This window comes from Roseobacter sp. FCG-D35, from assembly GCF_033436665.1.
Taxonomy (GTDB): Bacteria; Pseudomonadota; Alphaproteobacteria; order Rhodobacterales; family Rhodobacteraceae; genus JAWQFO01.
Window position 1 is genome coordinate 174,572 of the sequence record NZ_JAWQFO010000005.1, and the last position, 26,293, is coordinate 200,864.

The window sequence follows — 26,293 nt, forward strand, 5'->3', positions numbered from 1 at the left end:
ATGACGGCAGTTGCAATCAGGGCGATCTGGGAGGATGGCGCGGACGAGACGATCGGTCTGCCCAGCTATGAAAGCGCAGGTGCCGCCGGCGCCGACGTGCGCGCGCATCTTCCCGAGGGTGACATCGTCCTGGAGCCCGGGGCGCGTGCCTTGGTGCCGACCGGGCTGCGGATCGAGATCCCCGAGGGCTTCGAGGTGCAGGTCCGGCCACGCTCGGGGCTGGCGCTGAAACACGGGATCACGCTGCCCAACGCGCCCGGCACCATCGACAGCGATTACCGCGGGCCGCTTGGAATCATCGTGTTGAACGCTGGGCAGGAGGCCTTCACGGTCGAACATGGCATGCGCATCGCGCAGCTTGTCGTCGCGCCGGTCGTCCGCGCGCAGTTCGAACCCGCCGACGCGCTGGGCGAAACGAAGCGGGGCGAAAGTGGCTTCGGCTCCACCGGGTCGGGCTGATGTTGCTGGTGTTCGGTCTCGGCGCCGCGCTCTGGGGGCTCGGCATGGTCGCGGGGGTGCCACGACAGGTGCGCCTGACCATGCTCGGGGTGCTCTACCTCGCCGTGCTCGGGCTGCAGCTCGCGTTTCCGGCCGGGCACCCGCTGCGCACGGCCACCGGTGAAACTGCTGCGCCCTGGCTTCTGCTCGGGGCCGCGCTGGCGCTGGTCTGGCTTTACCGGATCCTGTTGCAGGCGCTGCGAGCGCGGGCCGAGGGTCGAGTCGCGCCGCCGGAGGACGCGACGGCGGCGGCGCTCTTCAGCGAGACCGAGCTCGATCGCTACGCCCGTCACATCGTGCTGCGCGAGTTGGGCGGTCCCGGCCAGAAGGCGCTGAAGCAGGCGCGGGTACTGGTGGTGGGGGCCGGCGGTCTCGGCAGCCCGGCGCTGCAGTATCTCGCCGCCGCGGGGGTCGGCACCATCGGGGTGATCGATGGCGATGCCGTCGACAACGCCAACCTGCAGCGGCAGGTGATCCACCGCGACGATGCCATCGGGATGCCGAAGGTGTTTTCCGCGCGCACCGCGATGCTGGCGCAGAACCCCTTCGTGACCGTGCGTCCCTATCACCGCGAGATCACCGGTGAGATCGCCGAAGAGCTTCTGGCGGATTACGACGTGGTGCTCGACGGCACCGACAATTTCGCGACGCGCTACCTCGTCAACAAGGCGGCCGTGGCGCGCGGCATTCCGCTTGTCTCGGGCGCGCTCAGCCAGTGGGAAGGGCAGGTCTCGGTCTTCGATCCGGCCCGCGGCGCGCCCTGTTACCAATGCATCTTCCCACAGGCCCCGGCGGCGGGGCTTGCGCCCTCCTGCGCCGAGGCGGGCGTGATCGGCCCCTTGCCGGGTGTGGTCGGGGCGATGATGGCGGTGGAGGCGGTCAAGATCGTCACGGGCGCCGGAGTGCCGTTGCGCGGGACGATGACGATCTACGATGCACTTTACGGGGAGAACCGCCAGATCGCGCTGGACCGCCGGGCCGATTGTCCGGTCTGCGGCGGGGCGTGAGCGTTTTCTTGCGAAGAAAACGGGCCGGAATTTTGCAAAATTCCGGGGTGCTGCGTCACCGGCCTCGGCTTGTCCCCTGCGAAGCCGGTGCCTAGCTTGACGGCAAAGGAGAATGCGATGACAAACCCCCTCTTGCAGACCTGGACAACGCCGTTCGGGATCGCCCCGTTCGATGCCATCTCGGATGCGGATTTCGCGCCGGCGCTGGATCGTGCGCTGGCCGAACACCGGGCCGAGATCGATGCCATCGCGGAAAACGGCGCGCCGGCGGATTTCTCCAACACGATCGAGGCGCTGGAAGCCGCGGGACAAACGCTCGACAAGGTTCTGGGTGCTTTCTTCACGCTGGCCGGCGCTGACAGCAACCCCGAGCGCGAGGCGCTGCAGCGCGATTTCTCGCCCCGGCTGGCCGATCATTTTGCCGAGATTTCCGGCAACAAGGCGTTGTTTACGCGCATCGAGGCGGTCTGGCAGGCGCGCGATATCCTGGAGCTCGACGACGAGCAGGCGCGGGTGCTGATGCTGACCCGACGCAGCTTCGTGCGGGCCGGGGCCGCGCTTGACGGCGCGGAGGATGCCCGGATGCGGCAGATCAAGTCGCGGTTGGCCGTTCTCGGGACGGAGTTCACGCAGAACCTGCTGGCCGACGAGCGCGACTGGTTCATGCCGCTGGCGGAAACCGACCTCGACGGGCTGCCGGACTTCGTCGTCGCCGCGGCGCGGGCGGCGGGTCGAGAGAAGGGGGCGACGGGTCCGGTGGTGACACTGTCGCGGTCGCTCATCGTGCCGTTCCTGCAGTTCTCGACCCGGCGCGATCTGCGAGAAAAGGCTTTCCGGGCCTGGGCGGCGCGGGGCGCGAATGGCGGGGAGACCGACAACCGCGGTATCGCCGCGGAGATCCTGGGCCTGCGTGCCGAGCGCGCGACGCTCCTCGGCTACGAAAGCTTTGCCGACTACAAGCTCGAAACCGAGATGGCCGGAACGCCCGCGGCAGTGCGTGACCTTCTGATGGCAGTCTGGGTGCCGGCGCGGGCGCAGGCATTGGCCGATGCCGACGTGTTGACCGGGATGATGCATGCCGACGGCATCAACGGCGATCTCGAACCCTGGGACTGGCGTTTCTACGCCGAACGCCGGCGCGCGGCCGAACACGATCTCGACGAGGCGGCGATCAAACCCTATTTCCAGCTCGAACGGATGATCGCGGCGAGCTTTGCCTGCGCCAACCGTCTGTTCGGGCTGGAATTCACGCCGCTCGAAGTGCCGCTCTACCATCCGGACTGCCGGGCCTGGGAGGTGACCCGCGAGGGGCGTCACGTCGCGGTGTTCATCGGGGACTATTTCGCGCGAAGCTCGAAACGGTCCGGTGCGTGGTGCTCGGCGATGCGGGCGCAGGCGAAGTTCCCTCAGGAGCAGACGCCGGTGGTGATCAACGTCTGCAACTTCGCCAAGGGCGACCCGGCGCTGCTGTCCTATGATGACGCGCGCACGCTGTTTCATGAGTTCGGTCATGCGCTGCACCAGATGCTGTCGGACGTGACCTACGAAAGCGTGTCCGGTACCTCGGTGGCGCGCGATTTCGTGGAACTCCCCAGCCAGCTTTACGAACACTGGCTGGACGTGCGCCCGGTGCTGCAGGAATACGCCACCCATGTCGAAACCGGCGATCCGATGCCGGAGGCGCTGCTGGAAAAGGTTCTGGGGGCCGCGACCTACGACATGGGGTTCCAGACCGTCGAGTACATCGCCTCGGCGCTGGTCGACCTCGCCTTTCACGACGGCCCGCCGCCGGCCGATCCGATGGCGTGGCAGGCCGAGATCCTGGCGGAGATCGGGATGCCGAACGCGATCACGATGCGCCACGCGACGCCGCATTTCGCGCATGTCTTCGCCGGGGACGGCTATTCCTCGGGCTATTACAGTTACATGTGGTCCGAGGTCATGGATGCCGACGCCTTCGAAGCCTTCGAGGAGGCCGGCGGTCCGTTCGATCCTGCGCAGGCGCAAGCGCTCGAGACACACATCCTTTCGACAGGCGGCAGCCGGGACGCGGCGGAGCTTTACACCGCCTTCCGCGGACGCCTTCCGGGGGTCGAGGCGCTGCTGCGCGGGCGTGGACTCGTGGCCTCAGCGTGATGCGTGGCGGGCGCGGGGGAGGGGGCGCTGCCCCCGCCGCGGCCATGCCGCGTCTCCCCCGGGATATTTGACGAACCAGAGAGGTGGGGGAGTGTCAGTCAGCGGTGTCCGTAGTAGAGGCCGACGACATGTTCGGCCTGTGCGAAGAAGAGCCAGCGCGCGGTCAGGACCCCGGCGACATGGGAGAGCACGGCGAGCGCGGCGATGACGTGGCCGACGGGCAGGACCAGCAGGAAGACCGGAAGCAGGACGGCGAGGGTGATGGCCGCGATGCGCAGATTCTTCGCATGTCTGCGGCCAACCGTGAAGACGAACTCTCGGGTGAGGTAGTTGCTGCCGGTGTGCGGCGGCTCGAAGGCGCGGACCGCTCCGATGCCGCCGAGGCCGGTGGCGCTGGTGATGTCGGTGCCGGAGCGGGCCAGCGCACGGTCGCCGCGCAGCCAGAGCGCGATCTGTATGGCCCCGGCAGCGAGCAGCAGCAGGATCGCGGCCGTGATCTGCCCTGCGAGCAGCGCGCCTCCGGCGAGCGACCAGGCGAGGAAGCTGACGGGCGTGAGGTGCGTGTGCCAGCGCGGCACGGTCGCAAGCTGGGTGTAGATCATCGAGGTGGTAAAGACCGTTGCGAGACACAGCAGGGCGCCGAGCCAGCCGAGCGGGGCAAGCCTCTGGTCGAAGAACACGAGGCCGGCGCCGTAGAGCGCCATGGTGACGAGGCTTGCGACCGCGCACCAGGCCTCGCGCGAGAGCCAGGAGGTTCGCCACTGGGTGAAAGCCTTGAGCGCGCGGTCGGGCCGGCCGAGGTGGAAGGTCGAGGCCAAAAGTCCGCCCACGGCGAAGACATAGGCTATGGCGAAAAAGACGAAGGCGACCCAGCTGGTGACGGGCGGGACGCCGAGGCCGAGGAAGACCAGCAGGCCGAAGCCGAGCCCGGAGAAGGTCGTGAAGGCGATGACGGACGGGGCGGGATGCATCAGAGACGTTCCAGCGCCTTGTCGAGCCAGGAGAAGAAGCCCGAAGGCTCCTCGGCTACCGGGGCGAGCAACGGGGCGAGCACGTCGATCTCGCCCAACCCGTCCTTCGGGCGCGGCGGCAGGTAGCGGTTGACGGGTTTCGTGCCCTGCTCGGGCATCAGCTTGAGGCCGCCGCGCTCGGCGCTGAGGCGTGAGACCGCGCTGTCGGGATCGCCGAGATCGCCGAAGTGGCGCGCGCCGGCGGGGCAGGTGCGCACGCAGGCCGGGACGCGGTCCTCCTCGGGTAGGTTCTCGTTGTAGATGCGGTCGACGCAGAGCGTGCATTTCTTCATCACGCCTTCGGCCTGGTCGAGTTCCCGTGCGCCGTAGGGACAGGCCCAGGCGCAGAGGCCGCAGCCGATGCAGTCGCTTTCGTTGACCAGTACGATCCCGTCCTCGGTGCGTTTGTAGCTTGCGCCGGTGGGGCAGACGGTGACACAGGGCGCGTCCTCGCAATGCAGGCAGGACTTGGGGAAATGTACGAGCTGCGCAGCACCCTGCGCGGGCTGGACCTCGTAGCTGTGCACCCGGTTGAGGAAGGTGCCGGAGACGTCCACGCCGTAGGGATCCTGGTCCGACAGCGGCGCACCATAGTTTTCGGTGTTCCAGCCCTTGCAGGAGATCACGCAGGCATGGCAGCCGACGCAGGTGTCGAGATCGATGACGAGCCCGAGCTTGCGCTGGGTGGTGGCGGGCAGGTCGGTCATGCGTCGCGGTCCCGTCTTTTGGCGCCCGGGAAGCCGACGGACCAAGCCAGACTGTCCGGGCCCTTGTCGACCGGGCTTCGGATCGCGTCGAAGGCCGGGGCGGCCGCGTCGCGCGGGGCATCGACCTTCTCGATCCGGACCTTGAGGTCGAACCAGGCGGCCTGGCCGGTGACCGGGTCGGAATTGGCCCAGCGCAGCCCGTCGCCCTTGGGCGGGAGCAACTCGTGGATCAGGTGGTTGAGCAGGTAGCCGCGGGTCGCCTCGGGCACGTCTTCGTCGAGCGCCCAGGCGCCCTTGCGCTTGCCGATGGCGTTCCAGGTCCAGACCGTGTTCTCGTTGAGCGCGGCCATCTCCATCACCGGGACCGTGATCTCGCCATGCGGCGAGGATACCCTGGCCCAGTCGCCGTCGGAGAGCCCATGCGCGCGCATCAGCTTGGTCGGCACGTAGAGCGGGTTGCGCCCGTGCAGCTGACGCAGCCAGGCGTTCTGGCTGCCCCAGGAATGGTACATCGCCATCGGGCGCTGGGTCAGCGCGTGGATGGTGTAGCCGTCATTGCCGGTCTGGTCGGTCTCGTACCAGTCGGGCAGGGGCGTCATCGTACGCTTCAGCCGGTCGCGCAGATGCTCGGGCGGTTGTGCGTCGCCCTTGCCCTCGGCCGCAAGTTGGAACCGACGCAGGGGTTCGCACCAGAGCTGGAAGAGATAGGGTTGCGGTCGGTCGAAGAGACCGATGCCGACCGCCCAGTCCTGGTAGGCGGCGTTCCACGGTTTGTAGTAAAGCGCTGCGTCGGGGATATGGGCGGCAAAGAAGCCGCCGTTCTCGATGTAGCGATCTAGCTGATCGGGGTTGACCGCGCCGCGCCCGACCGCGCTGCCATCGCCGCGGAACCCGGCGAGCGGGCCGACGCCGGGCCGGCGTTCGTGGTTGACCATGTAGTCGGCATAATCGGCGTATTTCGCACTGCCGTCCTCGTCGACGAAACCGGGCAGGTCGAGCATCGCACCCAGCGTGATCAGCACCGACTGAAAACCGCGCACCTCCCGGTCGGGTTCGACCACGGGCCAGCGTATCGCGTCAGCGGCGGCATCGGCCTCGCAGATCGGACGGTCGAGCAGCGAGATGCAGTCGTGGCGCTCGAGGTAGGTCGTGTCGGGCAGCACGAGATCGGCATAGGCCACCATCTCGGAGCTGTAGGCGTCCGAGTAGATGATGCGCGGGATGACGTAGTCGCCGTTCTCGTCGGTGTCGGTCAGCATCTGCATCACGCCCGACGTGTTCATCGACGAATTCCACGACATGTTGGCCATGTACATCATCAGCGTGTCGATCCGGTAGGGATCGCCGGCATGGGCGTTCGAGATTACCATGTGCATGAGCCCGTGGCTCGACATCGGGTTTTCCCAGGTGAAGGCCTTGTCGATCCGGCAGGGCGTGCCATCCGCTTGCAAGGCCAGATCCTCGGGACCCTGCACGAAGCCGAGGTGCGGACCGTTGAGCGCGCTGTCCGGGGTCGATTTCGCGTGCGGGCGCGGGTGCGCGGTGGCGGGCTTGGGGTAGGGCGGCTTGAAGCGGAAGCCGCCGGGGACCTCGACGGTGCCGAGCAGGATCTGCAGCACGTGCAAAGCGCGGCAGGTCTGGAAGCCGTTGGCGTGGGCCGAGATGCCGCGCATCGCGTGGAACGAGACCGGGCGGCCGGTCATTTTCTCATGGGTCTCGCCGCGGAAATCGGTCCACTGATGCTTGATCTCGAAGGCTTCCTCGAAAGCCACGCGGGCTAGTTCCGCGGCGATGGCACGGATACGGCCCGCAGGGATGCCGCAGCGTTGGGCCGCGGCTTCGGGGGCGTAGCGGGCGTCGAGATACTGCGCGGCCATGTGGTGGAAGACCGTGCGATGGGTGACGCCGTCGATGTCGTGGCTGGCCGACAGGTCCGGGCGCACGCCGGCGCGGTCGAAGGGGGTCGGCTTGCCGGTGGCGCGGTCGATCACCAGTTCCTTGCCGTCGTCGTCGCGCAGAAGCAGGCCTTCCTCGTCCGATCCCGGATCAGCGTTGACGAGGCAGGGTGCATTGGTGAACCGCGCGAGGTAGTCGAGGTCGATCTTGCCGGCCTTCATCAACACGTGGATCAGCGCGAGGATGAACAGCCCGTCGGTGCCGGGTGTGATCCCGACCCAGTCATCGGCGACCGCGTTGTAACCCGTCCGGATCGGGTTCACGCCAATCACGCGCGCGCCGCGGGCCTTGATCTTGCCGATGCCCATCTTGATCGGGTTGCTGTCGTGATCCTCGGCCACGCCAAAAAGCATGAAGAGCTTGGTATGCTCCCAGTCGGGCTGGCCGAATTCCCAGAACGCTCCGCCCATCGTGTAGATGCCGGCCGCCGCCATGTTGACCGAGCAGAACCCGCCGTGCGCCGCGTAATTCGGGGTGCCAAAGGCCTGGGCCCAGAAGCTGGTGAAGCTTTGCGACTGGTCGCGGCCGGTAAAAAAGGCAAGCTTGTCGGGATTGTCGTGCCGGATCGGCTCCAGCCAGTCGCAGGCGATCTTCAGCGCCTCGTCCCAGGTGATTTCCTCGAACTCGCCCGAGCCGCGCGGACCCGTGCGCTTGAGCGGCGCGCGCAGGCGCGAGGGCGCGTTGTGCTGCATGATCCCGGCGCTGCCCTTGGCGCAGAGTACGCCCTTGTTGACCGGATGATCGCGGTTGCCCTCGATGTAGGCGACCTTGCCGCCCTTCATGTGCACGTTGATGCCGCAGCGGCAGGCGCACATGTAGCAGGTCGTCTTGCGCACCTCGTCCGAAACCGCCGGGCTGAGGTCGATCTTGGGCTCGGTAAAGCTCATCGGGTCACTGCGCATCCATGAGGGCCGCGGCCTCCGCGGCGATGTGCCGTTCTTCCGCAGCGGGTACCGTGTACGAAGGAATATCTCCCGCCCATGAAAGCTTGTCGAGAATATTGTTCCGCACTTCGGTGGCGTTCTCGCCTATTCCTCCCGTGAAGGCAATGGCGTCGATGCCTTTCATCGCGGCAATCATCGACCCGGCATGGCGCGCCGCCCAGTAGCAGAAATGCTCGACGGCGAAGGCATTCTCGGGCCGGTCGGACGCGGTCAGCGCGCGCATGTCCGCCGTCTCGCCCGACAGGCCCAGAAGGCCGCTGTGGTGGTTCAGGAGCTGGTGTGCGTCGTCGATGCCCAAGGTCCGGGCGAGGTGCAGGACCGCATTGGCGTCGATGTCGCCGGGGCGTGTGCCCATCGTGATTCCGCTCACCGGCGAATAGCCCATCGTCGTCGCCACCGAGCGTCCGTTGAGGATCGCGCAGAGCGAGGCACCGTTGCCCAGGTGCAGCGCCAGCAGGCGGCGCGGCAGGGGTTCGCCCGTCATCTGCGGCAGGGCCCGGACCAGTGCCGCATAGCTGTTGCCGTGAAACCCGTAGCGCTGGAGACCCGCGGTCTCGCGACCGTCCGGCAAGGCATAGCGCCGGGCAATGTCGGAATTCGTGGCGTGAAAAGCAGTGTCGAAGCTGGCGAACTGCGGCAGGTCGGGCGCAAGGGCGGTCATCGCGTCGATGGCGGCAAGGTGGTGCGGATTGTGCAGCGGGGCCAGCGGGATGCAGTCCTCGATAGTCTCCCGCACGTCCGGCGTCACGCGCCGGGCGCGGACCAGTTCGGTGCCGCCATGCACGACACGATGCGCCACGGCGCCGAGGTCTTTCAGCGCGACGCCCTCGGCGTCCAGCATCTCCAGCAAGGCCGACAGCGCGGCCGCGTGATCCCGCAGCTTGGCCGCGCGTCTTTCGCCCCGGTTGCTCGACACGAAGCCGTCGCCCGGGATCCCCGTCGCCTCAAGCCGCAGGACCTCATCAAGCGCGCCGTCGAAGAGCGCCGACTTGATCGAGGACGACCCCGCGTTGAGAACGAGGATCGGGCCGCGGGCCACCGCCTCAGACCCGCTCCGGCGCCATGTCGTTCTTGTCGATGCCCGCGACCTTCACCGGCTTCTTCATCGCGTCGCGCCGGAACGGCTCGCCCAGTTCCTGGTTGATCATCGCCTCGATCAGCGTGGTCTTGCCATGCTTCATCTGGTCCTCGATGGCGGTGTTCAGCGCCTCGGTCAGCTCGTCCATCGTCCGCGCCACGACGCCTTGCAGGCCGCAGGCCTTGGCGATGCCGGCATAGCTCACGCCCTCGTCGAGTTCCGTGCCGACGAAGTTGTCGTCGAACCAGAGGGTCGAGTTCCGCTTCTCCGCGCCCCACTGGTAATTGCGAAAGACCACCTGCGTGATCGCGGGCCATTCACCGCGCCCGATGGCCGTCAGTTCGTTGACGGCGATGCCGAACGCGCCGTCACCAGCGAAGCCCACCACCGGCACGTCTGGGCAGGCGATCTTGGCGCCGACGATCGAGGGCAGCCCGTAGCCACAGGGGCCGAAGAGACCGGGGGCGAGGTACTTCCGCCCTTCCTCGAAGGACGGGTAGGCGTTGCCGATAGCGCAGTTGTTGCCGATGTCCGACGAGATGATCGCCTCGCGCGGGAGTGCCTGCTGAATCGCGCGCCAGGCCATGCGCGGGCTCATCCAGTCGGGCTTGGCCGCGCGGGCGCGCTCGTTCCAGGTGGTGCCGGGGTCGTCGTCCTCGTGGTCCATCGAGGTGAGCTGCTGCGCCCACGCCGATTTCGTCTTGGCGATCGTGTCCTCGCGCGCTTTCTTCGACTCTCCGGGGATGTCGTCGATCCTGGCCAGGATGCCCTCGGCCACCTTCTTCGCGTCGCCGACGATGCCCACCGTCACCTTCTTGGTAAGGCCGATCCGATCTGGGTTGAGGTCGACCTGGATGATCCTCGCGTCCTTCGGCCAGTAATCCATGCCGTAACCCGGAAGGGTGGAGAACGGGTTGAGCCGGGTGCCGAGCGCCAGCACCACATCGGCTTGCGCGATCAGCTCCATCCCGGCCTTCGAGCCGTTGTAGCCCAAGGGGCCGGCAAACAGAGGATGCGAACCGGGGAAGGCGTCGTTGTGCTGGTAGCCCACGCAGACCGGTGCGGACAGCGCCTCGGCCAGTTTCATCGAGGCCGGGATCGCACCAGCCAGCACCACTCCGGCGCCGTTCAGGATCACCGGGAACTTCGCCGTGCTCAGCAGCTTCGCCGCCTCCGCGATGGCCTCTTCGCCACCCGAGGGGCGCTCGAAATCGACGATCTCCGGCAGTTCGATGTCGACGACCTGGGTCCACATGTCGCGCGGCACGTTGATCTGCGCCGGGGCCGAGGCGCGCTTGGCCTTCAGGATCACCCGGTTCAACACTTCCGCGATGCGGCTCGGGTCGCGCACCTCTTCCTGGTAGGCGACCATGTCTTCGAAGAGCTTCATCTGCTCGACTTCCTGGAACCCGCCCTGACCGATGGTCTTGTTGGCCGCCTGCGGCGTGACCAGCAGCAGCGGCGTGTGGTTCCAGTAGGCCGTCTTTACGGCCGTCACGAAATTGGTGATGCCGGGCCCGTTCTGCGCGATCATCATCGACATCCTGCCCGAGGCGCGGGTGAACCCGTCGGCCATCATCCCGGCCGAGCCCTCGTGCGCACAGTCCCAGAAGGTGATCCCGGCGTCGGGGAAGATGTCCGAGATCGGCATCATGGCGGACCCGATGATCCCGAAGGCATGGCGGATGCCGTGCCGCTGCAATACCTTTACGAACGCTTCTTCGGTCGTCATCTTCATGGATCGGTCCTCCTGAGGGTCTGGGGGAACTTATGGAGGTGCCGGGACCGGCTGTAGGGCCAGTTCCCGCCACGGATTATGGCCAGAGGCATCAGCCGGCCGCCGGGGCCTGCACCGCAGCGGACCCGTTGCCGAAACTCTCGATTTCGCGGGCGATCAGCCGCAGGCCGGGCTCGATCCGGTCAGTGGGGATCGAGCTGTAGGCGAGCCGGTAGTAATTGCGTGGCCGGTCCTGCCCGTTGAAGAACGCGCGGCCCGGTTCGATCAGCACGCCGTGATCCTGAAGCCGCCGCGCCAAAAGCTCGGTGTCGACCCCCTGCGGTGCGCGCATCCAGAACGAGGACCCGCCGTAGGCGCCCTGCCCGGCGATCTGCAGCCCGTGCCGGTCGAGCGCCGTCTCCATGATCGCGCGGCGCTCGTGCAGCGCCGAGGACGTGCGCCGGATCAGCGCGTCATAGTGGCCCAGCGACAGGAAATACGCCGCCGTGCGCTGGATGTGTCCGGGCGGGTGGCGCAGCACCGAGGCGCGCAGCGCCCGCGCCTCGCGGATGAAGGGTTCGGAGCCGACGAGGTAGCCCAGCCGCAGCCCCGGGAACAGCGACTTGGAGAAACTGCCGACGTAGATCACCCGCCCGTCGCGGTCCAGGCTCTTGAGCGCCGGGGACGGGCTTTTCAGGAAAGACATCTCGAATTCGTAATCGTCCTCGACGATCAGCGCGTCCATCTCGCGCGCCCGGTCGAGCAGAGCCTGCCGACGCCGAACCGGCATGGTCGCCGTCGTCGGGCACTGGTGGCTTGGCGTGGTGAAGATCACATCGGTGCCGGGCGGGATCGCCGCCGGTGGCAGGCCGTCCTGGTCGACGCGGACCGGCGTGACGTGACAGCGCGACTGGCTCAGCACGTCGCGCAGCGCGTGATAGCAGGGATCTTCCAGCGCCGCGCGCCGGCGTTGGGTCAGTACGATCTGGGCGGTCAGCCATAGCGCGTTCTGCGCGCCGAGCGTAATCAGGATCTGCTCGGGACGCGCGGTGATGCCGCGCCGGGGCAGCGTGTGGCGCGCGATGAATTCGATCAGCTGGGGATCGTCTTGGTCGAAGTAATCGGTGGTCATCGCGGTGAAGTCGCGTTGGCCTAGTGCCTGCACCGCGCAAAGCCGCCAGTTCGCGTGATCAAAAAGCGTCGGGTCGGCCTGCCCGTAGATGAACGGATAGCGGAACCGCGCCCAATCCACCGGTTTGCGCGGCGTGTCGCCGCCCGAAAACCGCTGCCCGATCGCGCGTGACCAGTCGACCGCGTCGGGGCCCGCTCTGCTGGGCGCGAAGGCCGGCGGGATCGGCGCGTTTTCGGATACGAAATACCCCGAGCGCCCGCGCGACACCAGATAGTCGTTCGCCTGCAGCTCGGTATAGGCGATGGTGACGGTGATCCGGCTGACGCCGAGATGCTGGGCCAGCTTGCGGGTCGACGGCAGCTTTTCCCCGGGCCGGAACTGCCCCGAGAGAATGCCGCGCGCGATCATCTGCTGGATCTGCGATTGCAGCGTGCCCTGGGCCTCGGGCGGCAGGAAAAAGGTTTCGACGGGAAGCGCCATGCCGCCAGAGTACGCTGGACCTAAGCGGATCGCAATCTGGACCTATAATCTCGGTTTTTCGAACAGTTCCGTCCTACTGCTCAAGACCGGGGCATGGCCGCATTCGGAATGATGGATCCCCGCCTCCGCCGACGTGAAACAGCGACCGCGTTCATCATCTGTGACGGAACAGGTGGGACCGTATCGGAACCGGCCCGGTTGAGTATTCCGGTAATTGAGCAAGCCAATCCGAACCGCAGATCCCTGTTTCCGCAACCCGGTCGGGTGGACGTCAGGCGAGGTGGCCGCGTACGAGGTCGATGTGCATCCGCATCGAATAAGCGTATTCGCGGTAGCGCGGCGGCAGGTTGAGATTGGCGATCGCCTGGTCGATATCGTCGAGATCGCGGGCCAGTTCCGCGCGCCGCGCCTGTGTCATCTCGCCCGAGGCCGCTTCCTGCTCGATCCGGACCAGTCGGTTGTAATTTCGGTAGACGCGTGACCGCAGGCGCCATTCGACCAGTCCTGGCGTGGCCCGCAGCACGGGAAGAAGCAGGATGATCAGCGGCACGAGGAAGATCGTCACCCGGGTGATCTGCGCCGCGACCCAGTAGGGCAGGACAGCCTCCAGCGGGCTTTCGCCTTTCTCCAGGACGGCCGCAGCCTGCGAGTCGAGGGGTAAGTCGAGGTGCTCGGCGGACGGGAAGTCGATCATGTCCGAAAGGATGCTGGGACGGCCGTGGACCTTCTGGGCGGCGCGCACCAGACGGTTCACGATCGCCGGATGCAGTCCGTCATGCGCCACGAGGCTCGCGACCATCGCGGTGAGCGTGATGCGCTCGGGCGGCAGGGCCCCGGCGTAGTCCAGCCCGGCGCGCGGAATATCCGCGATCCGAACGAACGGCAGGCGGCGGGCTATGGCCTCGGCGTCGCGGATCGGATGAATGGTGAAGCCCGGATCGGTCAGCAGATCCTGAAGATAGGGCGCATCGATGGAGGCGACGAACACGGCGACGTCGATTTCGCCCGATTTGAGCGCCTCGGCCGCTTCGGGCCCGCCCAGCGGTTCGATCCGGTCGAGATCGACTTCCATGCCGAGCCGCGCGACGATGGTCCGGATCGCGGCGCGGGTGCCGCTTTCCGGCTCTCCGGCGGCGATGCGCAGGCGGTCCCAGCGCGTCGGATCCGCAGAACCGTCCAGCCCGGCCCGGTGGACGATGAGAAGCGGCTCGAGAAAGACCGAGGCCAGGGCCACGACTTCTGCATCCTCGCCAAAAGATATGCCACCCTGGATGAACCCGACGTCGGCGTCGCCGTCGGTCAGAAGCCGCGCGTTCTCGACCGCACCTGCGGTCTCGACGATCTCGAGTTCGATGTCGTCGACGGCGAGGATCGCCTGGTAGCGCCGGGCGAAGGCGTAGTACCCGCCGCCCTCACGGCCGGCAGCCAGGGTCACCCGGTCGGGCGGCAGCAGCACCTTGTCGACGAAGACCCAGACCAGACCGGCAACCAGCGCCAGTAACACGACTATGGCCAGGTAGATCGGTGTCTGTTCGGGAAGTCGTCTGCTCATCTCTCCGGTCGTCGTCCCTCGCTGTGTGATCTTGCGGCCATTAATCCGCGTTTTCACCGCCTTGTGAAGCCGAAGCAGAATCGACGTTGCAAACGAAAGCCGGCCGTTGCACCCGGATCGAGCGGGCCGCTGGTCATCGGACGGCCCGCCCTGTCAATCGGTCAGCTTACCCGGGTCTTCAGGCCGGGCAGCAGGCGCAGGAGCGTGAGGTCGAAAAGCAGGACCGCCGCGATGGCGAGACCCGCCATCGGGAATGCGATCCCGAGCACCACGACCAGCGCGGCCGCCCCTTTCCAGAGCGGCAGCCCCTTCGGTCGCGGCGGAGCGGCAAGGCGGGCCGCGTCACGCGGGCGACGCTTCCACCACATCACGAGACCCGAGAGCGCCAGCGTGATGACCGAGAGGCAGAAGAGGGTGTTGAGAACGAGGTTCCACAGCCCCATGTCGCCCTCGTGAAATGCGATGCCCCAGGCCATCGCCTTGGCGTAGGGCGAATAGTCCGAGTACCGCACGTCGGCGAGGACATTGCCGGTGTAACGGTCGATATGGAGGGTGCGGTCGGCGGCCGGGTTCGGGCCGTCGTTCGACATGCTGTCATGGCTGACCGTCCAGACGCCTGTCTCGTCGGCGGGCAGGTTGATCTGGAACCGTCCCACAAAGCCCAGGCTGCGCGCGAATTCGGCCACGCTGTCGACCGTCACCTCGCCTGCGATGGCCGAGGTTCCGACCAGCGACCCCGACGAGGGCATCGGTGTCTGTTCGAGTCCCCATGGCACCTCGTGCGTGCCGGCATGATTCATCTCGGCATGGGTCGCATCCGACAGCGGCGCGCCCCATTTCTCGGCCGGGAAGCTGTTCCAGGCCTGCACCATCCGCTCGCCCCAGATGCCGGCCCAGCTCAGACCGGAGACGAGAAAGAGGACCAGAAGCACCGAGACCCAGGTACCGACCGCGCCGTGCAGCGATTTCCATGAACCACGGCCCTTGCCGGGCATCCTGGGCAGCAGCGCCACGCGCCATCCGGTGCCGTTGCGCGGCCAGTGCAGGTAGAGACCGGTGGCCACGAGCACGATGGCAAGGCTCGCCGCGATCTCGATCAGCCAGTCGCCGAAGGTGCCCAGCAGCAAGGTGCCGTGGATGTCGTTCATGGTGTCGTACCAGCCGTCGCGCCAGGCAAAGCTGTGCAGAGCCTCGCCGGTATAGGGGTCGAGCGCGACACCGAACTTTCCGTCGGCACCTTCCACCGCGACGGTCGCGACGCGGTCGATGTCCAGCGGTTCGACGTATTGCACGGCGCGCCCGCCCGGCACGGCGGCTTCGGCAGCCTTCAGCAGCGCGCCGGTCGCGACCGGGGTGCCGCCCGGCACCACCGCCATGCGCTCGGCCCCGATGCCGGCGCTCCAGGAAATCCAGAGCATGGTCAGGCCGGTCGTCGCCAGCATGCACAGGAAGGGGAGAACGTAGAGCCCGGCATAGAAGTGCCAGCGCCAGGCGATGAAATAGTAGGGGGTCGCGGCACGGTCGGCCGCCGGAGCGTCGGCTCCGCGATTGATGTCCGTCATGGGATCCTCGTCGATGTCTGAGTTTGCGAATGCGTTCCTCAGACGGAGGAGGGAGGTCCCGTGGACGGGGGCAGGCCGGTCGCGCGGCCGGCGACAAGGACAAAGGGGGTGACCGATGCGTCAGCTCTGCGCACAACGGTCGCAACGGGCGGCGGTACGGTTGCCTCGAAAATCGTCGCCGCCTGAGTGCCGCTGGCCCAGTCGCACCGGTCGGCCTCGGCCGGGGTGTCCGTCGGCGCGCTGCCGTCGGCATCAAATGTGACTTCGATCGGGCCGTCGCCGGTACAGATCACAAGGACAAGCCCGTCCGCGGTCCGGTGCGGCATGACGCCGCCCGACAGCGTCGACAGCAGCAGGAAGGGCGCCAAAAGCACCCACACCGCCACCCGGCGAAACCGCATTGTCGAACCGGATCGCATCATGCCCACAGCTATCCAGGCTTCCGGATCATCCGTCAATGCCCGCGGCCATCGGAAAAAAGACGGCCCCGACGTCATGCCGCGGCCGTCGCGGTCTTGTCGCTCGCTCAGCCGAAGACGCGGGTCAGCGCGCCGTCCACGGCGTCGGTGATCTGGTCGATGTCGTCCGGCGTCGCGATCAGCGCCGGCGAGAAGCACAGAGTGTTGTTCCTGCCGGGCAGCGAGCGGTTCGTGGCGCCGATGATGATGCCTTGGGCCATGCAGTCGGCCACGACCGCCTGCACGCGCTTTTCCTCCACCGGTTCGCGGCTGTCGCGATCCTTGACCAGTTCCGCTCCGCAGAAGAGACCCGCGCCGCGCACCTGACCGATGATCGCGTGTTTCTCGGCCAGCGCATTCAGGTTGTCGATCATGCGGGCACCCATCGCGGTGCAGTTTTCAAGCAGGTTCTCGTCCTCGATGATCGCGAGGTTCTCCAGCGCCGCCGCCGGACCCGCGGTGCAGCCGCCAAAGGTCGAGATGTCGCGGAAGTAGTTCAGCGGATCGCTGGCGTCGTCCTTGAAGAGATCGAATACCTTCTCGGTCGTCACCAGGCAGGCAATGGCGGCATACCCCGAGGCGACACCCTTGGCCATCGTCACCATGTCCGGCTCGATGCCGTAGTTCTGATAGCCGAACCAGGTGCCGGTGCGCCCGACGCCGCAGACCACCTCGTCGATGTGCAGCAGCACGTCGTACTTGCGGCAGATCTCCTGCACGCGCGGCCAGTAGTCCGCCGGCGGAACGATGACACCGCCGCCCGCCGTCACAGGTTCGAGGCAGAGCCCGCCGACCGTGTCAGGGCCTTCGGCGAGGATGACCTGCTCGATCTGGTCGGCGGCCCATAGCCCGTAGTTCTCGACCGGAGCGCCGTCCTGCTCGTGGCGGCGGTATTCGAGGCAGTGCGGCACCCGCACGAAGCCTGGTGCGAAGGGCCCGTACTGCGCGTTTCGCTCGTCCTGGCCGCCCGCCGACAGCGCGCCGATGGTCGTGCCATGGTAGTCGCGGTCACGGTAGAGGATCTTGTGCTTCTTGCCGCCAAAGCGCTTGTGCGCGATCTGGCGGATCATCTTGAACGCCTTCTCGTTCGCCTCGGAGCCCGAGTTGCAGTAGTAGACGCGGGTCATGCCCGGCATCTTCTCGATCAGGCGCTCGGCAAAGCGCGAGCCGGGAATCGAGCCCGCCGATCCGGCGAAATAGTTCAGCTTGACCAGCTGGTCGCGCACGGCGTTGGCGATGCGCTCGCGCCCGTAGCCGACGTTCACGGTCCAGACGCCGCCCGAGACGGCGTCGAGATGCTCTTTGCCCTTCTGGTCCCAGACCCGCATGCCCTTGCCTTCGACGATGATCCTCGGATCTGTCGTCTCGTAGGGCTTGTGCTGGCTCAGGTGATGCCAGATGTGCGCGCGGTCGGCCTCGACGACGCGGCTGATGTCGTTCTCGTTGAATGTACCGTCCATGGGTCAGGCCTTTCGGAAGCGGTGAAATTGGAAAGCGCGGCGCGCAAAGGGTTTGCGCCGCCGGATTGCCGGACATGACCGCTTTTTCGTGCGGTTCTCTAGGGCCAGTTTGTGCGATGTCGTGATTCCAGACAAGGCCCCCGGATAGGTATGCGTCTCCTCGCCCCCGTTGCAATGCGCTGAAAATATTGCAGAATCACTCTGCGAGCCATGTCCGCGCCGCGATCCAATCGACGGCATCGGGTTGAAAAGCCCGGATAAATTCGTTGACCGAACGTCCGCCTCAGCGGCTAGGGTGTGATTTGCGGGGCACTCCCGCGGATGCGGGCCGTGACAGGCAAGGCGGCGCGGTCGCCGGGTATGCCCGGTGCGGCCCGCGAGAACGGAACACAGAACTGATCAAGGTCCGTCGAAAAAGGGCCGGTGAACTGCAACAAGGAGAGTGAAATGACCAAACGCACGATGAGCACGGCCCTGGCCGCCGCTGTCCTGTCCCTGTCCGGGCAGGCGGCCCTGGCACTTGACGAGATCACCGTGGGCTACTTCCTCGAGTGGCCGATGCCCTTCGAATACGCCAAGCAGATGGGCACCTATGACGAGGAGATGGGCGTCAAGGTGAACTGGGTGAGCTTCGACACCGGCACCGCGATGAGCGCCGCAATGGCCTCGGGCGACGTACACATCTCGGTCAGCCAGGGTGTGCCACCCTTCGTGGTGGCGACCTCGGGCGGGCAGGACTTGCAGGTACTCGACGTGGCGGTGTCCTATTCCGACAACGACAACTGCGTGGTCTCGTCCGGGCTCGAAATAGACAAGAGCTCGGCGGGCGAACTTGCCGGCAAGAAGGTGGCTGTGCCGCTCGGCACCGCGGCGCATTACGGGTTCCTCAAGCAGATGGACCATTTCGGGGTCGATCTCGCCTCGCTCGAAGTCGTCGACATGGCGCCCGCTGAAGGTGCCGCGGCGCTGAGCCAGGGCTCGGTCGACATGGCCTGCGGGTGGGGTGGTGCGCTGCGCCGGATGATGGAAAGCGGCAACGTGCTGCTGACCGGAGCCGAGAAGGAAGAGCTTGGCATCCTGGTCTTCGACGTCACCTCCGCACCGGCGAGCTTTGTCGCCGAAGAGGGCGACCTGATCGCCAAGTTCCTCAGGGTGACGGCAGATGCCAACGCGATGTGGAACTCGGGCGAGCACACCGACGAGATGATCCCCGTCATCGCCAAGGACGCCGGCATGGACGAGGATGCGACGCGCGAGACGCTGGCGACCTTCGTGTTCCCGGATGTCGAGACGCAGCTCTCCGACAAGTGGCTCGGTGGCGGCAGCCAGGAGTTCATGAAGGGCGTGGCCCAGGTCTTCGTCGAGTCGGGCTCGATCGACTCGGCGCTTGGTGACTACAGCGGCACCGTCAACACCGGCCCGCTCTCGGCCGCGCACGGCATGTAGGCCGACCGCGAACAGTCTGGACCGGGGCGTCCGCGCCCCGGTCCGACAGGCAGCAGGGGGCGCCAGGTGACCTACGACCGGGAACTCATCTCGAACGGTAATCCGATGGAGGCCGTGGTCGGCTTCAGCAGGGCGGTTCGTGTCGGTCCCTACATCAGCGTCGGAGGCACCGCGCCGGTCGGACCCGACGGCAAGACCGTCGGTGTCGGCGATGTGGCAGCCCAGTCGCGGCAGTGTATCGAGATCATCAAGGCGGCGCTGGAACAGGCGGGGTCGGGGTTGCAGGACGTCGTGCGGACGCGCGTGCTGCTCACGAACATCGACGACTGGAAAGCCGCCATCGACGTGCGCAAGGAATACTTCCGCGATGTGCGCCCCGTCGACACCATCATGGCGGTCACGCGCTTCGTGAACCCCGAATGGCTCGTGGAATTCGAGGCGGACGCGGTGATCGCGGACTGGGGACCCTGAGGACAGGCGCAGGGCACGGGATTGGACATTTCATGACAGGACTCTCGATCGAGCATCTTTCCATGCGCTTCGACCTGCCGAACGGCGGGCATGTGCAGGCGCTCAAGGACGTGTCGCTCAACCTCAAGGCCGGCGAACTGATGAGTGTGCTCGGACCCTCGGGCTGCGGCAAGACAACGCTGCTGAACATCGTGGCGGGCTTTCTCGCCCCGACCGAAGGGCGCCTGACGCTGAACGGGCACGAGATCACCGGCCCGGACGCCGAGCGCGGAATGGTGTTCCAGCAAGGCGCGCTGTTCGAGTGGATGTCCGTGCGCGAGAACGTCGGTTTCGGGCCGTCGATGAAAGGCATGCCGAAGCCCGAGAAGACCGAGGTGGTCAACCACCTGCTCGACGTGGTCGGGCTGCGCGATTTCAAGGAAAAGGCGGTTTACGAGCTGTCGGGCGGCATGCAGCAGCGCGTCGCGCTGGCGCGCTGTCTTGCCAACGACCCGGACGTGATCCTGATGGACGAGCCGCTCGGCGCGCTCGATGCGCTGACCCGCGAGAAGATGCAGAGCTTGGTGCTCAAGCTCTGGAAGGAGACCGGCAAGACCATCATCCTGATCACCCATTCGGTCGAGGAGGCGCTGCTTCTGGGCGAGCGGCTCGTGGTCATGGCTCCGCGCCCGGGGCGCATCCACAAGGAATACCGGCTTCCCTTTGCCGAGCTTGGCGTCAACGCCGACCTGCGCGAGGTCAAGAAACACCCCGAATTCGCGCAGAGGCGCGAGGAGATCCTCGGGATGATCTGGGACATGGAGGAAGAGATCATGGGCCGCGCGGAGGAAACCGCATGATCCCGTTCCTGATCTACGTCGCGATCTTCGTGGCGGCCTACCTGATCGTGACCTTCGTCGTGCAGCGCAGTCGGATCCGCGACTACACCTCGCTCAAGACGGTCACGTTCGGGGATGAAAGTGCCGTGCGCCCGAACCGGGTCGCCGGGATCATCTCGATCCTGACGATCTTCCTGCTTTGGGGGATGTTCACGGGGTCGAGCCTGCTGCCGTCCTTCCTGCAGATGCCCGGGCCTTACGCAGGGACGACAAGCTTCACCTACACCGCCGAGGCCGATGGCCGCACCGACGACGCGACTGTGACAGTCGTCGTGCACCCGCGTGACGCCGAAGCCCCGTTGCCCGAGGCCGAGCCCGGCGAAGGGTTCGCCATGAACGACGTCGCGCGGGTCGCCCAGTGGCGCACGGTGCTGATCAACGTCTCGGCCAATGACGAGATCAAGAAGGCCGACGGCGCCCGCGTGATCGCCATCGACGGACAGCCCATCGCACCCGGCGAGACGGTGGCGGTCCACGGCGGATCGGTAACGCTGTCGGACAAGGGCACGCCGAATTTCGAGCCGACCCGGGGTTGGCAGATGGAACCGCTCTACCTTCCCTCGCCCGAGGCGGTCGTCGAACGCACGATCCTCATTGCCAACGAGGGCTTCCGCAATACCTCGCTCTTGGGGCACCTCGGCTGGTCGCTGTTCCGGGTCGTCGCCGGCTTCATCTGCGGCGCGCTCGTGGGCATCCCGCTCGGCTACGCGATGGGCTTGTCGGACTGGTTCCGGGGATGGTTCGACCCGATCGTCGAGTTCATGCGCCCGGTGCCGCCACTGGCGCTGATCCCGCTGGTGATCATCTGGGCCGGCATTGGCGAGGTCGGCAAGATCATCCTGCTATTCCTCGCGGCGCTCTGGATCATGGCCATCGCGGCGCGGTCCGGCGTGTCGGGGGTCAAGATATCGAAGGTCCACGCGGCCTATTCGCTGGGCGCGAGCAAGTGGCAGATCATGCGCCACGTCATCATTCCGAACTCGCTGCCGGAGATCTTCACCGGCGCGCGCGTGGCGATGGGCGTCTGCTGGGGCACCGTCGTGGCTGCGGAACTTGTGGCCGCGGAGAAGGGTGCGGGCATGATGATCATGGTGGCTTCGAAGTTCCAGAATACGGACATCGTCATCATGGGGATCATCCTGATCGGCGTGATCGGGTTCGGGATCGACCTGCTGATGCGCTGGGCCGAACGCCTGCTGGTTCCATGGAAAGGGAAGGGCTGAGCCCCGTTCCGCGCCGACGTTTCTGAGACCTTGAGGAAGGTTCCGCACCGTTGGGCTACGGCACCCAGGACAAGTGCCGTGCCTGGCAGGCTGACGGTTTCGTTGACGGGGATGGCTTGATCAGCGGCGCCGGAGGAGGAACACTGCGCTCGGTCGCGTTGCGCCGCTTCTTGTGCAACCGCCCTTGCAACATGAAAGGGAGGAAGAATGGATACCCTCAGAACGATGATCTGCGCCGTGCTGTTCGTGACCGTCGCGACCGTCGCCGGCGCGCAGGACACCGAGCGCTATGGCAAGCAGAAGGTGGTCTATCACATCAACTACGACGGCGGCCCAGAGTCGAAAGCCTACGTCGGCGCGATGCGCAATATCCAGAACCACATCAACGCCGTGGGCGCCGAGAACCTTGAGGTGAAGGTCGTCCTGCACGGGAACGGTCTCGGGCTTCTGATGAGCGCGAAGGAACACGAAAGGCTGCAAAGCGTAGTCGCATCGCTCAAGGGTCAGAATGTCGGCTTTCAGGTCTGCAACAATACCCTGAAAGGTCGCGAGATCAGTTACGAGGACGATCTCTACGACGTCTGGGAAGAGGACATCGTGCCGTCGGGCGTGGCCGAACTCTCACGCCTCCAGCAGATGGGTTACACCTACATCAAGCCGTGACGCGTGCGTCCGCGCGGGGCCCTGCTTACCGTGCGGACCCATCGCCGGCCTCGGGGTGCTCGACCGGCCCGCCCTGTTTCACCCAGTCCGAAAACCCGGCTTTGAGATGCGCGGCCTCGAACCCCATGTCCTGCAGGGTCGCCACCGTCAACGCCGAGCGCCAGCCCGAGGCACAGTGAAACACGAACCGGCGCTCCTGGCCGAATACATCCTTGAAATAGGGACTCTCCGGGTCGACCCAGAATTCGGCCATGCCGCGCGGGCAATGGAAACTGCCCGGAATGTAGCCCGAGCGTTGCCGCTCGCGCGGATCGCGCAGGTCGACGAAGGTCACATCGGGGTCGTCGGCCAGTGCGATCGCATCCGCGGTTTCGATTTCCTTAATCCGCGCGCGCGCCTCGGCGACCATCTCCGCTGCCGATTTTTTCAGTTTCCGAACCATTACGATTCTCCCGAGCAAATTCCTTTTTCACATTAGGCGACGCAAGCGCCTCGACGGTGCAAGTGATTCGTTTCTGTCTGTTGAACCGCCAGCAAATTCCCGGACCAGATACGCTGGGGATTGCATGCCGAATCCCATGAACCCGGCAGGGTTGCGACGACGTGTCGAAACACGTGTATCTCGCTATCTCGGGGCAGTTTGCAGTTCACAGCCTGTCCTGCGCCCATTAACTTTTCGCGAAATCAGGCAAGAACATGTTCGCGGGGGGCAGAGCAGGCATGGAAGAAACCGGACCGTACGGTTGTGTCGTCACGGTGGTGCCGTGGTCGCAATCGGATCTCGACGGGCTCGAGAACGCGCCGGTGGAAAGCCTCGCGGTCGGATGCGTGTTCTCGTGGCGCGGCGATACGATCTTCGAGCAGGATATGGTGTTTTCTCTGCCCGTTTCCGCGACCGCGCGGCAGGCGCTGGCGGAGGCCGTTGCCGCACAGGCGAGGAACATGCTCGGCGCTACCGTGGTCCCGCTGCAAGCCGAGCGGCCCGACGCGCTCTGGTTCGAGATCACGGACGGGGTGCGCAGATACACGGTTGGGCTGCTGCGCCATCGCCTCGGGCCACCGGTGCTGGTGTTCTGCGGCGACGTTCCACCGCGATGCACCGATCTCTGGGTGGCCCGGCTGCACGAAGACGCAAGCGAAATCACAAAAAGCGATCCCGCGCGGGCAAGCCGGTCCGGACGGGACGGGTGGGCGTCTGCCTAACGCCTAGCTCGATGGCCGGATCAGCTCCGAGATGATGGCCCGGGCGCTGTCGCTGGCCCAGTCCGCGTCGCCGCGCAGGCGCGCGATCTCGCGTCCCTCGGGGTCGATGATAACCGTGATCGGAAGGCCGAAAACGCCCATCTGGCTGGCCAGCTTCTGCTTGGGGTCCATGTGGCGCGGCAGGTTGTTCACACCGGTTTCCTGAAAGAACTTCGCGATCCCCTGCGGAGAATTGCGCCCGGTCGCGATGGTCACGACTTCGAAGTTGTCGCCGCCGAATTCCTTCTGAAGCGCCGAGAGCTGCGGCATTTCCTTGCGGCAGGGCGCGCACCAGGTCGCCCAGAAATTGACGAGGATGTGCTTGCCCCGGAAGGCATCGAGGGTCATCTCGCCGCCCTTGTCCTCGCGTTCGAACTCGGCGTCCGAGACCGCCTCGGGCGTGTCGTGGATGATGAGCTTGCGCATGTCGCCGTCGCGAAGCATGGCGACCGCGGCCAAGTCGGCATGGGCGGTATTTGCACCCATGAAGGCCAGGGTATAGATGAGCGCGGCAAGCAGTAATTTCATGTCCCCTCCGGAGGATGCAGCAGATGATAGACACGCGCTCGAACAAGATGTGGGGCGGACGTTTCGCCGACGGGCCGGACGCGATCATGGAGGCGATCAACGCCTCGATCTCGTTCGACCGCCGGCTGGCCTCCCAGGACATCGCGGGTTCGCGCGCACATGCCGCCATGCTGGGTGCCACCGGTATCCTCGAAGCTAGCGACGTCGAGGCCATTCGGGAAGGACTTCTCACGGTCTTGTCAGAGATCGAGGCAGGCGACTTCGCGTTCTCGGCGGCGCTCGAGGACATCCACATGAACGTAGAGGCGCGGCTCAAGGAACTGATCGGCGAACCCGCCGGTCGTCTGCACACCGGACGCAGCCGCAACGACCAGGTGGCGACCGATTTCCGGCTCTGGGTGCGCGACCAGCTCGACGCAGCCGAGGTCGGGCTGATGGCGCTGATCCGCGCGCTGCTGGCGCAGGCCGAGGCCGGCGCGTCCTGGGTGATGCCGGGCTTCACGCATCTGCAGACCGCACAGCCGGTCACCTGGGGCCACCACATGATGGCCTATGTCGAAATGTTCGGGCGCGATCTCGGACGGGTGCGCGACGCGCGGGCGCGGATGAACTACTGCCCGCTCGGGGCCGCGGCTCTGGCCGGCACCTCGTTCCCGATCGACCGGCAGATGACGTCCGAGGCGCTCGGGTTCACCGCGCCGATGGCCAATTCGCTCGATGCCGTCAGCGACCGGGACTTCGCGCTCGAATTCCTCTCGGTCGCGTCGATCTGCGCGATGCACCTCAGCCGCTTCGCCGAGGAACTGGTGGTCTGGTCCTCGGCGCAGTTCCGCTTCGTGACCCTGTCGGACCGTTTCTCGACCGGCTCTTCGATCATGCCGCAGAAGAAGAACCCCGACGCGGCCGAGCTGATCCGGGCCAAGGTCGGGCGCATCATGGGCGCGAACGTCGGCCTGATGATGGTGATGAAGGGGCTGCCGCTGGCCTATTCCAAGGACATGCAGGAGGACAAGGAACAAGTCTTCGACGCCGCCGACAACCTGATGCTGGCTCTTGCGGCGATGGCAGGCATGGTCAAGGACATGACCGCCAACCGCGAGGCGCTGGCCGCCGCCGCCGGATCGGGCTTTTCCACCGCGACTGACCTCGCTGATTGGCTCGTTCGCGTACTCGGCCTGCCGTTCCGGGACGCACACCACGTGACCGGGGCGCTCGTGGCAAAAGCCGAGGCGAAGGGCTGCGACCTACCCGAGCTCACGCTCGACGAGATGCAGGCCGAGCATTCGGGGATCACCAAGGATGTGTTGGAGGTGCTGGGGGTGGAAAATTCGGTGCGCTCGCGTACATCCTACGGAGGGACCGCGCCGGACCAGGTGGCCGCGCAGGTCGCGCGCTGGAAGGATCTCGTGGGATGAAACGCAGCCTTGTCATTCTGGTTCTGGTGTCACTCGCCGCATGCGGCGTCGACGGCGAACCCGAGCCGCCCGCGCCACGCCCCGTAGTTGCGGCGAACATCGGTGTCGGGCAGAGCGGTGTTCACGGCAATGCGGCGGTTGGCGTGTCGCGCGGGCCGGTCACGCTAATCCTCGGTATCTGATGCGCCGTCGCGCCGATCTCGCCGGCCTCATGTGAAAGGAAGACCGCGAATGACGCGCGCCCTTCTTGTTCTGTGTTGCGCTCTGCTCGCCGCGTGCGACGGCACCCCCTCGGCACCCGCTGCGCGCTCCCCGTCCACTGCCACGGCGGACTCCGACCGCAGCACCGGCGTGAACTTCTCGGGCTACACCCGCTTCGGCGTCAAGCGGACCTTCTGACCGCGATGTCGGCGCTTCGCATGATCTACCTCGCGCTGGCGATCTGGGGTGCGGTGCATCCGATGTCCTGGTTCATCACGTGGTTCGCGGAGAACGGCGTGAGCCTGTCGGGCATGGTGGACGCCTGGCACGCCAACGCGGCCACCAGCGGCCTGGTCTGGGACCTGACCATCGCCGCCGTCACACTGACCGTCTGGATCGTGGCCGAGGTCGCGGTGCGCCGCAACTGGAGCGCACTGATGGCGATCCCGGCCACCTTCATGATCGGCGTCAGCTGCGGGCTGCCGCTCTACCTTTTTCTGCGGACGCGACCGATCGACTGATCGGCGAG

General features: G+C 66.3%; 25 protein-coding genes. 13 read left to right on the forward strand and 12 right to left on the reverse strand.

From position 1 onward, the window contains the following. The 3 genes from dut to R5H30_RS13575 all read left to right on the forward strand — a co-directional run bounded on the left by dut (nt 1) and on the right by R5H30_RS13575 (nt 3,641). Nucleotides 1-459 carry a dUTP diphosphatase gene (gene dut, locus R5H30_RS13565; protein ID WP_318328971.1) on the forward strand — a complete coding sequence of 153 codons (459 nt, stop codon included), beginning with the start codon at nt 1-3 and terminating at the stop codon, nt 457-459. Continuing rightward, the gene (locus R5H30_RS13570) at nt 459-1,505 is read left to right on the forward strand and encodes a HesA/MoeB/ThiF family protein (protein WP_318328972.1); all 1,047 of its coding nucleotides are present in this window, start codon (nt 459-461) and stop codon (nt 1,503-1,505) included. Before dut ends, R5H30_RS13570 begins: the two co-directional genes overlap by 1 nt. A gap of 117 nt (nt 1,506-1,622) precedes the next feature. Next, on the forward strand, nt 1,623-3,641 hold the full coding sequence (locus R5H30_RS13575; protein WP_318328973.1) for a M3 family metallopeptidase: 2,019 nt from the start codon (nt 1,623-1,625) through the stop codon (nt 3,639-3,641). A 98-nt stretch (nt 3,642-3,739) separates the two neighbouring features. Here R5H30_RS13575 and R5H30_RS13580 read toward each other — a convergent pair whose 3' ends face one another. The 10 genes from R5H30_RS13580 to R5H30_RS13625 form a co-directional block, all read right to left on the reverse strand. After that, complete coding sequence (locus R5H30_RS13580; RefSeq protein ID WP_318328974.1) at nt 3,740-4,612, reverse strand: dimethyl sulfoxide reductase anchor subunit family protein; 873 nt, start codon at nt 4,610-4,612, stop codon at nt 3,740-3,742. After that, entirely contained in the window at nt 4,612-5,358 is a 747-nt protein-coding gene (locus R5H30_RS13585) for a 4Fe-4S dicluster domain-containing protein (protein WP_318328976.1), read from the reverse strand. Before R5H30_RS13585 ends, R5H30_RS13580 begins: the two co-directional genes overlap by 1 nt. Beyond that, nucleotides 5,355-8,201 (reverse strand): molybdopterin oxidoreductase family protein, encoded by a 2,847-nt coding sequence (locus R5H30_RS13590; RefSeq protein WP_318328977.1) that lies wholly within the window; start codon nt 8,199-8,201, stop codon nt 5,355-5,357. Before R5H30_RS13590 ends, R5H30_RS13585 begins: the two co-directional genes overlap by 4 nt. 4 nt (nt 8,202-8,205) lie before the next feature. Continuing rightward, a complete protein-coding gene (locus R5H30_RS13595; RefSeq protein WP_318328978.1) occupies nt 8,206-9,297 on the reverse strand; it encodes an acetate/propionate family kinase in 1,092 nt (363 codons plus the stop codon). Between the two features lie 4 nt (nt 9,298-9,301). Continuing rightward, the gene (gene xsc, locus R5H30_RS13600) at nt 9,302-11,074 is read right to left on the reverse strand and encodes a sulfoacetaldehyde acetyltransferase (RefSeq protein WP_318328979.1); all 1,773 of its coding nucleotides are present in this window, start codon (nt 11,072-11,074) and stop codon (nt 9,302-9,304) included. Nucleotides 11,075-11,165: 91 nt separating this feature from the next. Beyond that, nucleotides 11,166-12,665: a MocR-like pyridoxine biosynthesis transcription factor PdxR gene (gene pdxR / locus R5H30_RS13605; RefSeq protein WP_318328980.1), complete on the reverse strand. Its 1,500-nt coding sequence runs from the start codon at nt 12,663-12,665 to the stop codon at nt 11,166-11,168. 271 nt (nt 12,666-12,936) lie between these two features. After that, nucleotides 12,937-14,217, reverse strand: coding sequence for a TAXI family TRAP transporter solute-binding subunit (locus R5H30_RS13610; RefSeq protein ID WP_318328981.1), 1,281 nt, complete (start codon nt 14,215-14,217; stop codon nt 12,937-12,939). Between the two features lie 161 nt (nt 14,218-14,378). Then, a complete protein-coding gene (locus tag R5H30_RS13615; RefSeq protein WP_318328983.1) occupies nt 14,379-15,779 on the reverse strand; it encodes a PepSY-associated TM helix domain-containing protein in 1,401 nt (466 codons plus the stop codon). Between the two features lie 38 nt (nt 15,780-15,817). Then, the gene (locus tag R5H30_RS13620) at nt 15,818-16,237 is read right to left on the reverse strand and encodes a hypothetical protein (protein WP_318328985.1); all 420 of its coding nucleotides are present in this window, start codon (nt 16,235-16,237) and stop codon (nt 15,818-15,820) included. Nucleotides 16,238-16,305: 68 nt separating this feature from the next. After that, on the reverse strand, nt 16,306-17,697 hold the full coding sequence (locus tag R5H30_RS13625) for an aminotransferase family protein (RefSeq protein WP_318328986.1): 1,392 nt from the start codon (nt 17,695-17,697) through the stop codon (nt 16,306-16,308). Nucleotides 17,698-18,144: 447 nt separating this feature from the next. Between R5H30_RS13625 and R5H30_RS13630 the strand changes: the two genes are divergently transcribed. The 5 genes from R5H30_RS13630 (at nt 18,145) to R5H30_RS13650 (ending at nt 22,378) form a co-directional block, all read left to right on the forward strand. Further along, nucleotides 18,145-19,143, forward strand: a complete 999-nt coding sequence (locus tag R5H30_RS13630; RefSeq protein ID WP_318328988.1) for a taurine ABC transporter substrate-binding protein — start codon at nt 18,145-18,147, stop codon at nt 19,141-19,143. Between the two features lie 66 nt (nt 19,144-19,209). Continuing rightward, the gene (locus R5H30_RS13635) at nt 19,210-19,614 is read left to right on the forward strand and encodes a RidA family protein (protein WP_318328989.1); all 405 of its coding nucleotides are present in this window, start codon (nt 19,210-19,212) and stop codon (nt 19,612-19,614) included. 32 nt (nt 19,615-19,646) lie between these two features. Continuing rightward, on the forward strand, nt 19,647-20,453 hold the full coding sequence (locus R5H30_RS13640) for a taurine ABC transporter ATP-binding protein (RefSeq protein ID WP_318328990.1): 807 nt from the start codon (nt 19,647-19,649) through the stop codon (nt 20,451-20,453). After that, the gene (locus R5H30_RS13645; RefSeq protein WP_318328991.1) at nt 20,450-21,715 is read left to right on the forward strand and encodes an ABC transporter permease; all 1,266 of its coding nucleotides are present in this window, start codon (nt 20,450-20,452) and stop codon (nt 21,713-21,715) included. The genes R5H30_RS13640 and R5H30_RS13645 overlap by 4 nt, the downstream gene beginning before the upstream one ends. Nucleotides 21,716-21,922: 207 nt before the next feature. Further along, on the forward strand, nt 21,923-22,378 hold the full coding sequence (locus R5H30_RS13650; RefSeq protein WP_318328992.1) for a DsrE family protein: 456 nt from the start codon (nt 21,923-21,925) through the stop codon (nt 22,376-22,378). Nucleotides 22,379-22,403: 25 nt separating this feature from the next. On the opposite strand, the gene R5H30_RS13655 is transcribed toward R5H30_RS13650, so the two are convergent. Beyond that, nucleotides 22,404-22,820: a rhodanese-like domain-containing protein gene (locus R5H30_RS13655; protein ID WP_318328994.1), complete on the reverse strand. Its 417-nt coding sequence runs from the start codon at nt 22,818-22,820 to the stop codon at nt 22,404-22,406. Nucleotides 22,821-23,098: 278 nt separating this feature from the next. Here R5H30_RS13655 and R5H30_RS13660 point away from each other — a divergent pair, with 278 nt between their 5' ends. Beyond that, a complete protein-coding gene (locus R5H30_RS13660) occupies nt 23,099-23,581 on the forward strand; it encodes a hypothetical protein (protein ID WP_318328995.1) in 483 nt (160 codons plus the stop codon). Between the two features lie 3 nt (nt 23,582-23,584). On the opposite strand, the gene R5H30_RS13665 is transcribed toward R5H30_RS13660, so the two are convergent. After that, nucleotides 23,585-24,148, reverse strand: coding sequence for a TlpA disulfide reductase family protein (locus tag R5H30_RS13665; protein WP_318328996.1), 564 nt, complete (start codon nt 24,146-24,148; stop codon nt 23,585-23,587). A 23-nt stretch (nt 24,149-24,171) separates the two neighbouring features. Between R5H30_RS13665 and argH the strand changes: the two genes are divergently transcribed. The 4 genes from argH to R5H30_RS13685 are packed head-to-tail and all read left to right on the forward strand — an operon-like array spanning nt 24,172 to nt 26,285. Continuing rightward, the gene (gene argH, locus R5H30_RS13670; protein WP_318328997.1) at nt 24,172-25,563 is read left to right on the forward strand and encodes an argininosuccinate lyase; all 1,392 of its coding nucleotides are present in this window, start codon (nt 24,172-24,174) and stop codon (nt 25,561-25,563) included. Beyond that, nucleotides 25,560-25,745, forward strand: a complete 186-nt coding sequence (locus R5H30_RS13675) for a hypothetical protein (RefSeq protein ID WP_318328998.1) — start codon at nt 25,560-25,562, stop codon at nt 25,743-25,745. Before argH ends, R5H30_RS13675 begins: the two co-directional genes overlap by 4 nt. A 49-nt stretch (nt 25,746-25,794) precedes the next feature. Then, nucleotides 25,795-25,962: a hypothetical protein gene (locus tag R5H30_RS13680; protein WP_318328999.1), complete on the forward strand. Its 168-nt coding sequence runs from the start codon at nt 25,795-25,797 to the stop codon at nt 25,960-25,962. A gap of 5 nt (nt 25,963-25,967) precedes the next feature. Then, complete coding sequence (locus tag R5H30_RS13685) at nt 25,968-26,285, forward strand: DUF2834 domain-containing protein (protein WP_318329000.1); 318 nt, start codon at nt 25,968-25,970, stop codon at nt 26,283-26,285. Nucleotides 26,286-26,293: the final 8 nt, after the last annotated feature.

Coding starts and splice junctions, on each gene's coding strand:
- dut (WP_318328971.1), top strand. CDS start 1: ATGACGGCAGTTGCAATCAGGGCGATCTGGGAGGATGGCGCGGACGAG.
- R5H30_RS13570 (WP_318328972.1), top strand. CDS start 459: ATGTTGCTGGTGTTCGGTCTCGGCGCCGCGCTCTGGGGGCTCGGCATG.
- R5H30_RS13575 (WP_318328973.1), top strand. CDS start 1,623: ATGACAAACCCCCTCTTGCAGACCTGGACAACGCCGTTCGGGATCGCC.
- R5H30_RS13580 (WP_318328974.1), bottom strand. CDS start 4,612: ATGCATCCCGCCCCGTCCGTCATCGCCTTCACGACCTTCTCCGGGCTC.
- R5H30_RS13585 (WP_318328976.1), bottom strand. CDS start 5,358: ATGACCGACCTGCCCGCCACCACCCAGCGCAAGCTCGGGCTCGTCATC.
- R5H30_RS13590 (WP_318328977.1), bottom strand. CDS start 8,201: ATGAGCTTTACCGAGCCCAAGATCGACCTCAGCCCGGCGGTTTCGGAC.
- xsc (WP_318328979.1), bottom strand. CDS start 11,074: ATGAAGATGACGACCGAAGAAGCGTTCGTAAAGGTATTGCAGCGGCAC.
- pdxR (WP_318328980.1), bottom strand. CDS start 12,665: ATGGCGCTTCCCGTCGAAACCTTTTTCCTGCCGCCCGAGGCCCAGGGC.
- R5H30_RS13610 (WP_318328981.1), bottom strand. CDS start 14,217: ATGAGCAGACGACTTCCCGAACAGACACCGATCTACCTGGCCATAGTC.
- R5H30_RS13615 (WP_318328983.1), bottom strand. CDS start 15,779: ATGACGGACATCAATCGCGGAGCCGACGCTCCGGCGGCCGACCGTGCC.
- R5H30_RS13625 (WP_318328986.1), bottom strand. CDS start 17,697: ATGGACGGTACATTCAACGAGAACGACATCAGCCGCGTCGTCGAGGCC.
- R5H30_RS13630 (WP_318328988.1), top strand. CDS start 18,145: ATGACCAAACGCACGATGAGCACGGCCCTGGCCGCCGCTGTCCTGTCC.
- R5H30_RS13640 (WP_318328990.1), top strand. CDS start 19,647: ATGACAGGACTCTCGATCGAGCATCTTTCCATGCGCTTCGACCTGCCG.
- R5H30_RS13645 (WP_318328991.1), top strand. CDS start 20,450: ATGATCCCGTTCCTGATCTACGTCGCGATCTTCGTGGCGGCCTACCTG.
- R5H30_RS13650 (WP_318328992.1), top strand. CDS start 21,923: ATGGATACCCTCAGAACGATGATCTGCGCCGTGCTGTTCGTGACCGTC.
- R5H30_RS13655 (WP_318328994.1), bottom strand. CDS start 22,820: ATGGTTCGGAAACTGAAAAAATCGGCAGCGGAGATGGTCGCCGAGGCG.
- R5H30_RS13660 (WP_318328995.1), top strand. CDS start 23,099: ATGGAAGAAACCGGACCGTACGGTTGTGTCGTCACGGTGGTGCCGTGG.
- R5H30_RS13665 (WP_318328996.1), bottom strand. CDS start 24,148: ATGAAATTACTGCTTGCCGCGCTCATCTATACCCTGGCCTTCATGGGT.
- argH (WP_318328997.1), top strand. CDS start 24,172: ATGATAGACACGCGCTCGAACAAGATGTGGGGCGGACGTTTCGCCGAC.
- R5H30_RS13675 (WP_318328998.1), top strand. CDS start 25,560: ATGAAACGCAGCCTTGTCATTCTGGTTCTGGTGTCACTCGCCGCATGC.
- R5H30_RS13680 (WP_318328999.1), top strand. CDS start 25,795: ATGACGCGCGCCCTTCTTGTTCTGTGTTGCGCTCTGCTCGCCGCGTGC.
- R5H30_RS13685 (WP_318329000.1), top strand. CDS start 25,968: ATGTCGGCGCTTCGCATGATCTACCTCGCGCTGGCGATCTGGGGTGCG.